We start from the raw sequence: 13,649 nt of genomic DNA, 5'->3' as shown, positions 1-13,649 counted from the left end.
AGCTTTGAACCACGATCTACTGAGTTGCGCACTGGAACCTGCCAATTTGCTGAAAGCATGGAAACAAGTCAGAAGTAACAAAGGGGCTCCCGGAATAGATGGGATCACCATTAAAGCCTATCCTGACTTTGCCCGTCAGCACTGGCCTTCAGCGCGCCAAGCCTTACTCAATGGGACTTACAGACCATCTCCCGTCCTTCGGGCTGTTATAGAAAAGCCCGATGGTGGAGAACGGTTGCTGGGCATCCCGACAGTCATGGATCGAGTGATACAACAGGCCATTGTGCAGGTATTATCACCCATCTTTGATCCTGACTTCTCTCCCAGCAGCTTCGGTTACAGACCGGGAAGGTCTGCACAAGACGCTGTACAACAGGTTAATCGATACATTAAGCAGGGGCTGCATCAGGCGGTTGATGTTGATCTGAGTAAATTCTTTGATACGGTCAGCCATGATGTTCTTATGTCGAGAGTCTCTCGAAAGATTCACGACAAGCGTCTGTTGAAGCTGATTGGCCGCTACCTTCGTGCTGGCGTCATGGTTGATGGGCAATGCTACCCAACCCGGGTAGGTATGCCACAAGGCGGTCCACTTTCACCGCTGCTGTCGAATGTCCTTCTCGATGACCTGGACAAGGAACTGGAGTACCGGGGGCATTGCTTCGCACGCTACTGCGATGACTTTGTGATCCTCGTTGGCAGCCAGCGAGCCGGGGAGCGAGTGATGGAAAGCATCACACGTTACCTTGAGCGCAAGCTGAAACTGAGGATAAACCCGACAAAGAGCAAGGTGGTGAAAGCTACCGAAGCTGAGTTCCTGAGTTTTACCTTCACAGGGAAGCGAATCCGCTGGTCGGAGAAGAGTCTGAACCGCTTCAGGCGAAAAATCCTGAAACTCACCAGCCGAAGCTGGGGAGTATCGATGGAATATCGCTTGAAGAAGCTGGCCGAATATATCCGGGGCTGGATGGGTTATTTCAGGATAACCGAATATTACAGTCCTATACCGCGACTGGATCAATGGATACGTCGGCGGATTCGCTGTTGTTTTATCAAACAATGGCGAAAGCCGAAAACCCGTTACAGAAATTTGATCAGGTTAGGTGTTGATCACATCAAGGCCGCCTCGATTGCAGCCAGTAGCAAAGGGTATTACCGGCTAAGCAAAACCTATGCGGCACAGTTAGCCCGAATATTTCATAAATGAGCAACAAGTTCCGGAAAAAACATCCCATTCTGATTTTTTCGGAGGTCTGTTGCTCTACTGTCCATGAAAAAGGTATTACAACCCGAACTCACCATTAATTCGGATGTTTTTTGATCAGCACCTGCTTTTTCAGGACAACAGAATTCCCCAACACTCTTTCTGTTGGTCGCTATTTTATTCTGATTGAGTTTATGAAGCTGACTATCCCGGTCGAGGCAGCGGCATTGAATAAAAGACTTCGGTTATATGCTGCAAAAGCCCTTTTATTGGACAGCTGCGGGGCAAGTGAAGTTTGATTCGGTCTTTATACTCAACCACTTTAACCGCGACCTTACAAAGTTTTGTGATCACGGTTGATGGCTGTGCCTTTTCCAGCTCCGTACCTTTCAGTGCCTTGGTTCTCAGCTCATAGTGAAGAACATAAGCAGCGCAGGCGTAAAACATTCTCAGGTGATTTGCCAGAAAGCCTTGATCTGACAAGCGATCACCGGACAAATCACTTTTCAGATGCTTAATGAAGTTCTCATCCTGCCCTCTGGGACAATAAAGGTCTTCATATATTTCCTCGGGGGAAGCCTCCATCATCGAAGTCACAATAAAGCGGGGATTGTCGCCTTTCTGGTTGACCTCTGCCTTATAGATTATCCGGGTGTCCAGCCCTTTCCAGCTTTTTGCCTGATAGTCCGTTTCTCCGTAGAGCCTGAGTCGCTCAGGCTCTGGCATGTTGTTCAGTTTTGCCAGCCCGGTTTTAACGTCGAGAGCTTTCCGCGCTTCATCCAGCAACTCTTTGGCTTTAGGTCGCAAGGCCGTCTTGTGTCCTGCGCCTTTTCCCAGCACGTAGTCGGAGTGAGGGTCATCCTGAACAACCTGCATTAACTCTGGTTGGGCAAAGTGGCTATCCCCACGAACCAGTAAATGGGTTTTCGGCCATCTTGTACGGATCAGCTTAATGAGGCGCTGGAGAATAGCTGCATTCTCTCGGCCTGTGGGTGTTTTTCCAGGACGCAGGATCGAAGTGATCAGCTTGCCGCTGAGCCCCTCAAAGATCATTAAGGGCAAGTAACAGTAGTCTTGATATTTGGCGTTGAACAGGTTCATCTGCTGGCCGCCATGGGTGATAGCAGGCGTATGATCCAGGTCGATAATGATGGCTAATGGCGGGTATTCATAACTGCTGATGAAGTGATCAGCCAGTGCTTTGGTCATATTATAAATATCCCGTTTGGTCATGGACCGACCAAGCCTTGTATACGTTGGAGCGGAAGCCAGATGGTTATCATCGTCCAGTGGGTTTCTTCCATTGGCAAGCTTAAAGATTGGGTCTTTACGCAGATGGTTGCTGTCGTTTGCATCTTCATAACCACAGGCCATTTGCAAAACTCTTTGGGCAATGAGTTCTTGCAGGGTGTGGTCGATGTAGGATTGATGACGTTTATCGTCAATGCCGTCAGTCAGCCTGGATATGATACCGCTGTGAAGCATTGTTTCACGTAGCATCAGGGCGCCAAAATCAGAGGATAATTCTCCGCCATTGAAGTCTGCCCGGATAGTTTTTCCGTTGGAGGGGTGAAAACGAAGCTGTTCTTGTGTAAATTTGTTCATGGCAAGTTCCGGTTTGCTTCTTCCGAAGCATTTTTTTGGTCGACCCAATTATATCAAGTGATTGGGCGGAACTTGCCTCTTTTTATGAAATATCCGGGTTAGCATTAAACGACAGTTTTCTCAGTAAACTCGGGCTTGTTTCCCTGAAAGACTTGTGGATCAGGTTTCACCACCCTCGGTGAATCGCCCGGTGCGGACCCGCACGCCGGTGTGATGTGGGGGCTGGAGGTTAGAGACCTCCGGCTACCCGATTTACATTTGCGGTTGGCTACGGACCAAACAGCTGGGCTACTGTTTTCATAGGAAGAAACATGCGAACTCTACCATTATGTTCACACAATACTTCAAAACCATATTTTGCATAGAATCGTTCTGCTGAGTCCGTTAGGCAGTCAACGATTATCGCGTATGCACGCATATGGGAGTTGATTTCCCACAAATACTTCAAGGCATTTATTAAGCAAATTTTCCCAAGCCCCTCTCCGTGGAATTCTCGATGTACAGCAAGCTGAGCGATCAGAAATACAGGGATAGGATAACGGGGTAATTTCTTGGCTAAAGCTTTGGGCAAAGTGTCTCGGCAGATGGAACTTGGCACAATGCTATAAAATGCACAAACTGGTATTTTTTGATTTGGTAAAGGGCTTGATGCAGGCAGAACCATTGTACGACTGATACCTGCCTGCATATGTTTTGCTGCTTGTGTCTGGATGAACAAATTAAGTTCAGCTTCACCACAGTCAAATGATGCTCTATCGTGGATACCTTTATCGAGTTCCACAAACTCCTTTGACCAGCTCACTTGACACCTTTCTCCTCGGTAAATGCTAGGGCATCTAACAAAGCCTTGTTTGGAACTTTTGCCTTTTCGCAGGCTTCTGTAAAGCGATCAAAGACATCATTTTCTACTGTAATGCTTTCATACTCAGAAATGACCTGTGTAGAGTTTTCATCCATGAGCCTTACAACATATTCGGTCAAACTCTTCAGTCCCAGCAGGGCTGAAGCCTTTTCTGCTTTAGCCTTGATTTCCTCATCAAGTCTCAGGTCTAAGCGTGCAGTAGCCATATTTCACCCTCCATTTGTACGGATATCTTCCGTATAGACAGAGTTTAGACCTGAGAGTTCCCATACGCAAGCTGTACGGATAAATGACGGATGATTATTTGAGCGTAAGCGCCAAATAAACCAGCGTACTGGCTAGCCTTGCTGAACTCTCTTATTCTTGATTGGCCTTAACTGCCCAGGGCAGCAGACACTCTAATTTCTCAAGAGTATCAGCATAAGGCAGCTCTTTTAAAATACGGTTCAGGTACGCATAAGGCTCCAAACCATTGGCTTTGGCGCTTTCGACCAGGCTGTAAAACAGGGCACTTGCTTTCGCACCGTTTGGCGTGTCTGCAAATAGCCAGTTTCGGCGGCCAACGGCGAATGGTCGTATAACATTTTCTGCTGCGGCATTACTGATGCTCAGCTCACCACTTTCACAGTATGTGACCAGTTTTGGCCACTGGTTCAGAGCGTAGCTCATCGCCAGATGGGTCAAACTGTCCGGTACCAGCCGGGTGATGTTTTTCTCCAGCCATTGGTGTAGGTCATCCAGAAGAGGTTTACTCTTCTCTTGTCGTATAGCCAGTTTCTTAACTGCAGACAGCTTTTCAATCTCCGCTTCAATGGCGTAGAGCTTACGGATTTTGCCCAGAGCAACATCCGCTTTGCTAACCCTGGCGTTTTTCACCTTCTTGCCCGGTTTGGCTTCACCTTTTTTGGCGTCGGTGAATTTGCGGCGAACGTGGTCGAAGCAGCCTGCCTGTGTGATGCCTTCCTGTTTGCATACTGCATTGTAGCTGGCATAGCCGTCCGTTTGCAGGTAACCACTGAACCCTTCAAACAGGCGCAGGGGGATCTCCTTGCTTCTTGAAGGATCGTACTCAAACAGTACCGATGGCTGACCGGGTGGCCCGCCCAGGCTGACCCACATGTATTTGTCCGAGTTAATGGACTTGCTGCTCTCCTTGATGACCTGGATCCGGGTCTCGTCAGCATTGATGACAGACCCCTCTTTCTGGTGATCCCTCATCAGGTTGATCAGTGGCTGTAGCTTTGTAGACAGACGGATCAGTGAGTTAGCCATGGTCGTACGTGTCACGGAGCCACCGTATCGCTTGAGCATGTTCTCCTGACGGTACAGTGGCAAGGCATCGCAGTACTTGGAGACAATGACCCAGGCCAGAGTGCTGACAGACAGCGATGATTTGGGCAGTGGGTGCTTTGGCAGAGTGGCTGCCTTAATCACCCGTTTTTCTTGACCATGCTCGTCTGTTTCCGGTTAGACGGCTTTTTCCTGCAGGATTTCTTTGACCTGAACTTTCGCTGGAACAATGTCCAGCTCTTCCCGCACTTTGACAAAGAACGTGTCAATGGCCCCGGCTTTTTCCTCTTCACTGAGTTCAGACCGCTCCTGGACTCTGGGCAGTGAAGGCGAGAAGGGTTGGCGCCCTTTACGGTGTTTGCGGGAGTTCGAATCGGGCTCAGGTTGCTCCGGCTCATCCTCATCCGGCTGTGTCGCACAATCGACTAATTCAGCCTCGTTGAAGATCTCCCCCTGACTGCCGGACTTTTCCGAACTACGCCCGTAAAGCCGTGCCCGCTCCAGGCGCAGGTACTCTTCCAGGAGCGTGATTCGCTTTTTCTGCTCTTCAATGACCTGGGATTTCTTCTGAATAATGTCGTCTTTTTCAAGAAGGGCGCTGTCCTTCGTATGGATGGCCTCAAGCAAGGCCTCCATATCACGGGCAATTTCAGCCTTGGAAAAAGGCGAATCCAAAGCGGATTCCGGCTGAGGAAAGACAGCATTGGTCATTGATTTCATGACCGGTATTTTACCATAACCGCCTGAAGAATAAGACTAAAAACAACTCTCATAATGCCTTTTTTTATGGGGTTTCATGGCCTTGAGATTGTAACCGTCGAGCAGCCAGTTAAGTTGCTGCCCGGTTAATGTCACCAGCTCATCATCAGGTTCAGGCCAGTGGAACTTGTCATCTGACAAACTCTTGTAATAAAGCACAAAGCCATTGTCTTCCCAGAACAGGCACTTGATTTTATTACGCTGACGATTGGTGAAGGCGTAAAGATAACCGTCGAAAGGGTTATGCCCGAGTTCCTGCTCAACTAACACGGCCAGACCGCGAAATGACTTTCGAAAATCGATGGGCTCCCGATAAAGAAACACTTTTGGAAGTGTGATGGCGGGGCGCATGACTGGCTGGTTCATAGCATTTCCCCGACCAACTGTTTAACAAGCGACAAATTGCCTTCATTAATACCGGACACAGTCACACCATTAGGAAGAACGACTGTCAGCTGGCTACTTGCACTGGGCTCAACGGGTTCCTGAGCTGGTGTCACTGGTACAAAGGCAGAGTGTTGTGCAGGCTTGGTAGCAGATACTGTTTCCAGTTTTCGTTTCCAGTACCCGAACTTTGAGACAGAAATATCATTTTGTTGGCACCAGGCGCTCTGGCTCAGACCCGATTGCTGCCAGGACTGGACTCGCACCAGCCATTCGGTGTCAGTTATGCCGGTTTTTGTCATCGTGACCTCCACTATCTTGGGAGGTTGATGATTTCAGGATTGGTCTTAAAGTGTAAGGACGTGGGTTTTATTGGCGTTACATTTGAGCAAATGTAACGCCTGGTTCAGCCGCGTGCCGAAGGCACGTCGGGTGAGCGAAGCGAACGAACTGCAACCATTTGGTACGCCCGGCATGGGCATGAACTTATGGGGTGAAAGTCCCCTGTGGGTAAACCAGCATCGGATCTGGAGCCGAATAAGCCCACCGATGATAACCACTAGCTTAAGGCAAGTGCAATCTCACGAGGGGTTGTGCGGAGGCAGTCTGACTGCAAAAGTGCGAGCCGACGGACAGAAATCGTATACAAGGCCGAGTCTCGTGGGCGAGTGAGCCAAGGATCACAAAGCCCTCTGGTTTGAGAGATACGGTAAATGCGGCGGTTGTGTACTGAAAGTTCATGCTCTTATCCGGGGAGGTCTGTTCAACATGCGATTGGTCAATCCCAGTTCTCAGCCACTGGTTACAACAGGCTCGGCGGACAGGGTTCATCACCCTGTTCGAGCAAACCCGATGACCACCAATAGCGCCTGCAGAAGTAATTCTGTGTGGTGATTGAACAGAAGTCAGCAGACGTCATAGTAGTTGTTCGACAGAAGTCGTTAATCCGATTGGAAGTCGTCAACGAAGGACTGAACACCGACGAAAAGAGGAGACTGATTCCCTCAACACAGTGCAGCCGTCCGGCGACTCACTGGAGTTGGCGAAAGAATCTTTAACCAGCTTTGAACCACGATCTACTGAGTTGCGCACTGGAACCTGCCAATTTGCTGAAAGCATGGAAACAAGTCAGAAGTAACAAAGGGGCTCCCGGAATAGATGGGATCACCATTAAAGCCTATCCTGACTTTGCCCGTCAGCACTGGCCTTCAGCGCGCCAAGCCTTACTCAATGGGACTTACAGACCATCTCCCGTCCTTCGGGCTGTTATAGAAAAGCCCGATGGTGGAGAACGGTTGCTGGGCATCCCGACAGTCATGGATCGAGTGATACAACAGGCCATTGTGCAGGTATTATCACCCATCTTTGATCCTGACTTCTCTCCCAGCAGCTTCGGTTACAGACCGGGAAGGTCTGCACAAGACGCTGTACAACAGGTTAATCGATACATTAAGCAGGGGCTGCATCAGGCGGTTGATGTTGATCTGAGTAAATTCTTTGATACGGTCAGCCATGATGTTCTTATGTCGAGAGTCTCTCGAAAGATTCACGACAAGCGTCTGTTGAAGCTGATTGGCCGCTACCTTCGTGCTGGCGTCATGGTTGATGGGCAATGCTACCCAACCCGGGTAGGTATGCCACAAGGCGGTCCACTTTCACCGCTGCTGTCGAATGTCCTTCTCGATGACCTGGACAAGGAACTGGAGTACCGGGGGCATTGCTTCGCACGCTACTGCGATGACTTTGTGATCCTCGTTGGCAGCCAGCGAGCCGGGGAGCGAGTGATGGAAAGCATCACACGTTACCTTGAGCGCAAGCTGAAACTGAGGATAAACCCGACAAAGAGCAAGGTGGTGAAAGCTACCGAAGCTGAGTTCCTGAGTTTTACCTTCACAGGGAAGCGAATCCGCTGGTCGGAGAAGAGTCTGAACCGCTTCAGGCGAAAAATCCTGAAACTCACCAGCCGAAGCTGGGGAGTATCGATGGAATATCGCTTGAAGAAGCTGGCCGAATATATCCGGGGCTGGATGGGTTATTTCAGGATAACCGAATATTACAGTCCTATACCGCGACTGGATCAATGGATACGTCGGCGGATTCGCTGTTGTTTTATCAAACAATGGCGAAAGCCGAAAACCCGTTACAGAAATTTGATCAGGTTAGGTGTTGATCACATCAAGGCCGCCTCGATTGCAGCCAGTAGCAAAGGGTATTACCGGCTAAGCAAAACCTATGCGGCACAGTTAGCATTAAACGACAGTTTTCTCAGTAAACTCGGGCTTGTTTCCCTGAAAGACTTGTGGATCAGGTTTCACCACCCTCGGTGAATCGCCCGGTGCGGACCCGCACGCCGGTGTGATGTGGGGGCTGGAGGTTAGAGACCTCCGGCTACCCGATTTAGATGCCCTCGCAACTCCATTGTTGTTTATTGGCACCCAACTTGAAACAACTCCTCTTGCCGTTTGCTGCGGACTCACCGCTATAAACTGCTGAGTAAGGCAGAGGAGTTGAATTTAAACTCTGAGACAAAAAAGTATAGAGATTTTTGAAGCTCACCGTGGAACCGATCCCAAAACCATCAAGTTAACATGAGCCCACTATCAGCATTTGCTGAGAAGGTACCAAGTTAATACTGGCGTTACCCGTTTCTTTAAATAAGAACCAAAACTTACTCGTCAGAAACACTGAAGTTTCACCAACCCTGAGGGAGATTCATTCGTCCCAAGGTGCCCCGAAACCAAAAGGCTGAAAGTTTGAAATAACTCAACCGTGGAACGGAACCAAAGCTGAAGGTTGATCTGAAATTTCTGCCAGAAAGACCAAGCCAAAAAACTCTCAACACAAACAGAAGTTGCATATTGGCTCTGAGTAAAACTCTCAGCGCAGACAGAACCTTAAGATATGAATCTTTGTTTGAACTTAGGCACCTAACGCCTGGTTCAGCCGCGTGCCGAAGGCACGTCGGGTGAGCGAAGCGAACGAACTGCAACCATTTGGTACGCCCGGCATGGGCATGAACTTATGGGGTGAAAGTCCCCTGTGGGTAAACCAGCATCGGATCTGGAGCCGAATAAGCCCACCGATGATAACCACTAGCTTAAGGCAAGTGCAATCTCACGAGGGGTTGTGCGGAGGCAGTCTGACTGCAAAAGTGCGAGCCGACGGACAGAAATCGTATACAAGGCCGAGTCTCGTGGGCGAGTGAGCCAAGGATCACAAAGCCCTCTGGTTTGAGAGATACGGTAAATGCGGCGGTTGTGTACTGAAAGTTCATGCTCTTATCCGGGGAGGTCTGTTCAACATGCGATTGGTCAATCCCAGTTCTCAGCCACTGGTTACAACAGGCTCGGCGGACAGGGTTCATCACCCTGTTCGAGCAAACCCGATGACCACCAATAGCGCCTGCAGAAGTAATTCTGTGTGGTGATTGAACAGAAGTCAGCAGACGTCATAGTAGTTGTTCGACAGAAGTCGTTAATCCGATTGGAAGTCGTCAACGAAGGACTGAACACCGACGAAAAGAGGAGACTGATTCCCTCAACACAGTGCAGCCGTCCGGCGACTCACTGGAGTTGGCGAAAGAATCTTTAACCAGCTTTGAACCACGATCTACTGAGTTGCGCACTGGAACCTGCCAATTTGCTGAAAGCATGGAAACAAGTCAGAAGTAACAAAGGGGCTCCCGGAATAGATGGGATCACCATTAAAGCCTATCCTGACTTTGCCCGTCAGCACTGGCCTTCAGCGCGCCAAGCCTTACTCAATGGGACTTACAGACCATCTCCCGTCCTTCGGGCTGTTATAGAAAAGCCCGATGGTGGAGAACGGTTGCTGGGCATCCCGACAGTCATGGATCGAGTGATACAACAGGCCATTGTGCAGGTATTATCACCCATCTTTGATCCTGACTTCTCTCCCAGCAGCTTCGGTTACAGACCGGGAAGGTCTGCACAAGACGCTGTACAACAGGTTAATCGATACATTAAGCAGGGGCTGCATCAGGCGGTTGATGTTGATCTGAGTAAATTCTTTGATACGGTCAGCCATGATGTTCTTATGTCGAGAGTCTCTCGAAAGATTCACGACAAGCGTCTGTTGAAGCTGATTGGCCGCTACCTTCGTGCTGGCGTCATGGTTGATGGGCAATGCTACCCAACCCGGGTAGGTATGCCACAAGGCGGTCCACTTTCACCGCTGCTGTCGAATGTCCTTCTCGATGACCTGGACAAGGAACTGGAGTACCGGGGGCATTGCTTCGCACGCTACTGCGATGACTTTGTGATCCTCGTTGGCAGCCAGCGAGCCGGGGAGCGAGTGATGGAAAGCATCACACGTTACCTTGAGCGCAAGCTGAAACTGAGGATAAACCCGACAAAGAGCAAGGTGGTGAAAGCTACCGAAGCTGAGTTCCTGAGTTTTACCTTCACAGGGAAGCGAATCCGCTGGTCGGAGAAGAGTCTGAACCGCTTCAGGCGAAAAAATCCTGAAACTCACCAGCCGAAGCTGGGGAGTATCGATGGAATATCGCTTGAAGAAGCTGGCCGAATATATCCGGGGCTGGATGGGTTATTTCAGGATAACCGAATATTACAGTCCTATACCGCGACTGGATCAATGGATACGTCGGCGGATTCGCTGTTGTTTTATCAAACAATGGCGAAAGCCGAAAACCCGTTACAGAAATTTGATCAGGTTAGGTGTTGATCACATCAAGGCCGCCTCGATTGCAGCCAGTAGCAAAGGGTATTACCGGCTAAGCAAAACCTATGCGGCACAGTTAGCATTAAACGACAGTTTTCTCAGTAAACTCGGGCTTGTTTCCCTGAAAGACTTGTGGATCAGGTTTCACCACCCTCGGTGAATCGCCCGGTGCGGACCCGCACGCCGGTGTGATGTGGGGGCTGGAGGTTAGAGACCTCCGGCTACCCGATTTATGTGGCGTTCTCAATGTATGGAGAGTATCTAAAATGGTATTTCTGGGTTGTCTTTATCATATTTTTCGCAATCTACTTTGATTTCATCTTCTGTTTCAATAAAGTGCCACAACCCATTTTGATGCAACCATATAAGGTCAGCATTTTCTCTAATGAAGTCATCTACTGGCATCCCATCGATTTCAGGGTCTCTTTTAACCTTTACTTGCTTTCCATTTATGAAAATAAATTTGTATTTTTTCCTTTGCTCGATTTTTCTATCTCGGCGTATTTTTTTCAGCTTCTTAGAAAGAGGTTTTTTAGGTGCTTTCATAATTTGCTGCCATACCAGCTATGCCAGTTGTCATAGTGGACTATATCAGCTGCTTCAACTTGCTTCTTAGAACTTGATAAGGGCTCACCACAATAGGGGCAACAGTATATTTCTAGCACTGTTTGCCAAATTGTGTCACCTACCTCTTCAAGATAATGATTTTCTTCAAGGTCTGCCTCTTCTGCTGACCGCTCTATTATCATATTCCAGACATGCTTATCATCGCCAAGAAATTCATCACTATAGACAATTGTAATGCCTTTTTTGGGCAGAAATTTGCATTCGTGATATTTATGCAATGTACGACTCCTTGCATGTGATTTGTACAGCCACATAACGCCTTTATCAACGGTGTGCCGGAGGCGCATCCGTTGGATAAAATTGGTACGCCCGGCATGGGCATGAACTTATGGGGTGAAAGTCCCCTGTGGGTAAACCAGCATCGGATCTGGAGCCGAATAAGCCCACCGATGATAACCACTAGCTTAAGGCAAGTGCAATCTCACGAGGGGTTGTGCGGAGGCAGTCTGACTGCAAAAGTGCGAGCCGACGGACAGAAATCGTATACAAGGCCGAGTCTCGTGGGCGAGTGAGCCAAGGATCACAAAGCCCTCTGGTTTGAGAGATACGGTAAATGCGGCGGTTGTGTACTGAAAGTTCATGCTCTTATCCGGGGAGGTCTGTTCAACATGCGATTGGTCAATCCCAGTTCTCAGCCACTGGTTACAACAGGCTCGGCGGACAGGGTTCATCACCCTGTTCGAGCAAACCCGATGACCACCAATAGCGCCTGCAGAAGTAATTCTGTGTGGTGATTGAACAGAAGTCAGCAGACGTCATAGTAGTTGTTCGACAGAAGTCGTTAATCCGATTGGAAGTCGTCAACGAAGGACTGAACACCGACGAAAAGAGGAGACTGATTCCCTCAACACAGTGCAGCCGTCCGGCGACTCACTGGAGTTGGCGAAAGAATCTTTAACCAGCTTTGAACCACGATCTACTGAGTTGCGCACTGGAACCTGCCAATTTGCTGAAAGCATGGAAACAAGTCAGAAGTAACAAAGGAACTCCCGGAATAGATGGGATCACCATTGAAGCCTATCCTGACTTTGCCCGTCAGCGCTGGCCTTCAGCGCGCCAAGCCTTACTCAATGGGACTTACAGACCATCTCCCGTCCTCCGGGCTGTTATAGAAAAGCCCGATGGTGGAGAACGGTTGCTGGGCATCCCGACAGTCATGGATCGAGTGATACAACAGGCCATTGTGCAGGTATTATCACCCATCTTTGACCCTGACTTCTCTCCCAGCAGCTTTGGTTACAGACCGGGAAGGTCTGCACAAGATGCTGTACAGCAGGTTAATCGATACATTAAGCAGGGGCTGCATCAGGCGGTTGATGTTGATCTGAGTAAATTCTTTGACACAGTCAGCCACGATGTTCTTATGTCGAGAGTCTCTCGAAAGATTCACGACAAGCGTCTGTTGAAGCTGATTGGCCGCTACCTTCGTGCTGGCGTCATGATTGATGGGCAATGCTACCCAACCCGGGTAGGTATGCCACAAGGCGGTCCACTTTCACCGCTGCTGTCGAATGTCCTTCTCGATGACCTGGACAAGGAGCTGGAGTACCGGGGGCATTGCTTCGCACGCTACTGCGATGACTTTGTGATCCTTGTTGGCAGCCAGCGAGCTGGGGAGCGAGTGATGGAAAGCATCACAAGTTACCTTGAGCGCAAGCTGAAACTGAGGATAAACCCGACAAAGAGCAAGGTGGTGAAAGCTACCGAAGCTGAGTTCCTGAGTTTTACCTTCACAGGGAAGCGAATCCGCTGGTCGGAGAAGAGTCTGAACCGTTTCAGGCGGAAAATCCTGAAACTCACTGGCCGAAGCTGGGGAGTATCGATGGAATATCGCTTGAAGAAGCTGACCGAATATATCCGGGGCTGGATGGGTTATTTCAGGATAACCGAATATTACAGTCCCATACCGCGACTGGATCAATGGATACGTCGGCGGATTCGCTGTTGTTTTATCAAGCAGTGGCGAAAGCCGAAAACCCGTTACAGAAATTTAATCAGGTTAGGTGTTGATCACATCAAGGCCGCCTCGATTGCAGCCAGTAGCAAAGGGTATTACCGGCTAAGCAAAACCTATGCGGCACAGTTAGCATTAAACGACAGTTCTCTCAGTAAACTCGGGCTTGTTTCCCTGAAAGATTTGTGGATCAGGTTTCACCATCCTCGGTGAATCGCCCGGTGCGGACCCGCACGCCGGTGTGATGTGGGGGCTGGAGGTTA

13 protein-coding genes and 2 pseudogenes are annotated in these 13,649 nt (G+C 49.3%); 6 read left to right on the top strand and 9 right to left on the bottom strand.

What is annotated here, in order from left to right; genetic code table 11:
- Positions 1 to 4 precede the first annotated feature (4 nt).
- Positions 5 to 1,207 carry a group II intron reverse transcriptase/maturase gene (ltrA, locus tag NX722_RS14350; protein ID WP_262568570.1) on the top strand — a complete coding sequence of 401 codons (1,203 nt, stop codon included), beginning with the start codon at positions 5 to 7 and terminating at the stop codon, positions 1,205 to 1,207.
- Positions 1,208 to 1,408: 201 nt separating this feature from the next.
- Here ltrA (NX722_RS14350) and NX722_RS14345 read toward each other — a convergent pair whose 3' ends face one another.
- The 7 genes from NX722_RS14345 to tnpA all read right to left on the bottom strand — a co-directional run bounded on the left by NX722_RS14345 (position 1,409) and on the right by tnpA (position 6,406).
- Entirely contained in the window at positions 1,409 to 2,809 is a 1,401-nt protein-coding gene (locus NX722_RS14345) for an IS1380 family transposase (protein ID WP_262568569.1), read from the bottom strand.
- A gap of 268 nt (positions 2,810 to 3,077) precedes the next feature.
- Positions 3,078 to 3,611, bottom strand: a complete 534-nt coding sequence (locus tag NX722_RS14340; RefSeq protein WP_262568568.1) for a GNAT family N-acetyltransferase — start codon at positions 3,609 to 3,611, stop codon at positions 3,078 to 3,080.
- A complete protein-coding gene (locus tag NX722_RS14335; RefSeq protein ID WP_262568567.1) occupies positions 3,608 to 3,877 on the bottom strand; it encodes a type II toxin-antitoxin system TacA family antitoxin in 270 nt (89 codons plus the stop codon). The genes NX722_RS14340 and NX722_RS14335 overlap by 4 nt, the downstream gene beginning before the upstream one ends.
- A gap of 151 nt (positions 3,878 to 4,028) precedes the next feature.
- The gene (gene tnpC / locus NX722_RS14330) at positions 4,029 to 5,105 is read right to left on the bottom strand and encodes an IS66 family transposase (protein ID WP_262568566.1); all 1,077 of its coding nucleotides are present in this window, start codon (positions 5,103 to 5,105) and stop codon (positions 4,029 to 4,031) included.
- Positions 5,106 to 5,138: 33 nt separating this feature from the next.
- Entirely contained in the window at positions 5,139 to 5,681 is a 543-nt protein-coding gene (locus NX722_RS14325; RefSeq protein ID WP_262568565.1) for an IS66 family transposase, read from the bottom strand.
- A gap of 36 nt (positions 5,682 to 5,717) precedes the next feature.
- A complete protein-coding gene (tnpB, locus tag NX722_RS14320) occupies positions 5,718 to 6,086 on the bottom strand; it encodes an IS66 family insertion sequence element accessory protein TnpB (protein ID WP_262568536.1) in 369 nt (122 codons plus the stop codon).
- Entirely contained in the window at positions 6,083 to 6,406 is a 324-nt protein-coding gene (gene tnpA, locus NX722_RS14315; RefSeq protein WP_262568537.1) for an IS66 family insertion sequence element accessory protein TnpA, read from the bottom strand. The genes tnpB and tnpA overlap by 4 nt, the downstream gene beginning before the upstream one ends.
- Positions 6,407 to 7,168: 762 nt before the next feature.
- Between tnpA and ltrA (NX722_RS14310) the strand changes: the two genes are divergently transcribed.
- The 4 genes and pseudogenes from ltrA (NX722_RS14310) (at position 7,169) to NX722_RS14295 (ending at position 10,965) form a co-directional block, all read left to right on the top strand.
- The gene (ltrA, locus tag NX722_RS14310; RefSeq protein ID WP_262565434.1) at positions 7,169 to 8,431 is read left to right on the top strand and encodes a group II intron reverse transcriptase/maturase; all 1,263 of its coding nucleotides are present in this window, start codon (positions 7,169 to 7,171) and stop codon (positions 8,429 to 8,431) included.
- A 1,270-nt stretch (positions 8,432 to 9,701) separates the two neighbouring features.
- A pseudogene (gene ltrA, locus NX722_RS14305) lies at positions 9,702 to 10,559 on the top strand (group II intron reverse transcriptase/maturase); the annotation flags it as partial.
- Between the two features lie 61 nt (positions 10,560 to 10,620).
- Positions 10,621 to 10,737 (top strand): annotated as a pseudogene (locus NX722_RS14300) (group II intron maturase-specific domain-containing protein); the annotation flags it as partial.
- Positions 10,738 to 10,788: 51 nt separating this feature from the next.
- On the top strand, positions 10,789 to 10,965 hold the full coding sequence (locus NX722_RS14295) for a hypothetical protein (RefSeq protein ID WP_262568759.1): 177 nt from the start codon (positions 10,789 to 10,791) through the stop codon (positions 10,963 to 10,965).
- Between the two features lie 101 nt (positions 10,966 to 11,066).
- Here the strand turns inward: NX722_RS14295 and NX722_RS14290 are convergent, their stop codons facing one another.
- Both NX722_RS14290 and NX722_RS14285 read right to left on the bottom strand, forming a co-directional pair.
- The gene (locus NX722_RS14290; RefSeq protein WP_262568564.1) at positions 11,067 to 11,351 is read right to left on the bottom strand and encodes a hypothetical protein; all 285 of its coding nucleotides are present in this window, start codon (positions 11,349 to 11,351) and stop codon (positions 11,067 to 11,069) included.
- Positions 11,348 to 11,650 (bottom strand): hypothetical protein, encoded by a 303-nt coding sequence (locus NX722_RS14285; RefSeq protein WP_262568563.1) that lies wholly within the window; start codon positions 11,648 to 11,650, stop codon positions 11,348 to 11,350. Before NX722_RS14285 ends, NX722_RS14290 begins: the two co-directional genes overlap by 4 nt.
- Before the next feature lie 686 nt (positions 11,651 to 12,336).
- On the opposite strand from NX722_RS14285, the gene ltrA (NX722_RS14280) reads away from it, so the two are divergent.
- Positions 12,337 to 13,599: a group II intron reverse transcriptase/maturase gene (gene ltrA, locus NX722_RS14280; protein ID WP_262564722.1), complete on the top strand. Its 1,263-nt coding sequence runs from the start codon at positions 12,337 to 12,339 to the stop codon at positions 13,597 to 13,599.
- Positions 13,600 to 13,649 lie beyond the last annotated feature (50 nt).

The organism is Endozoicomonas gorgoniicola, from assembly GCF_025562715.2.
Classification (GTDB): domain Bacteria; phylum Pseudomonadota; class Gammaproteobacteria; order Pseudomonadales; family Endozoicomonadaceae; genus Endozoicomonas_A; species Endozoicomonas_A gorgoniicola.
Note: the sequence above shows the minus strand (reverse complement) of the source record. Positions and strands in the feature narration are given on the sequence as shown.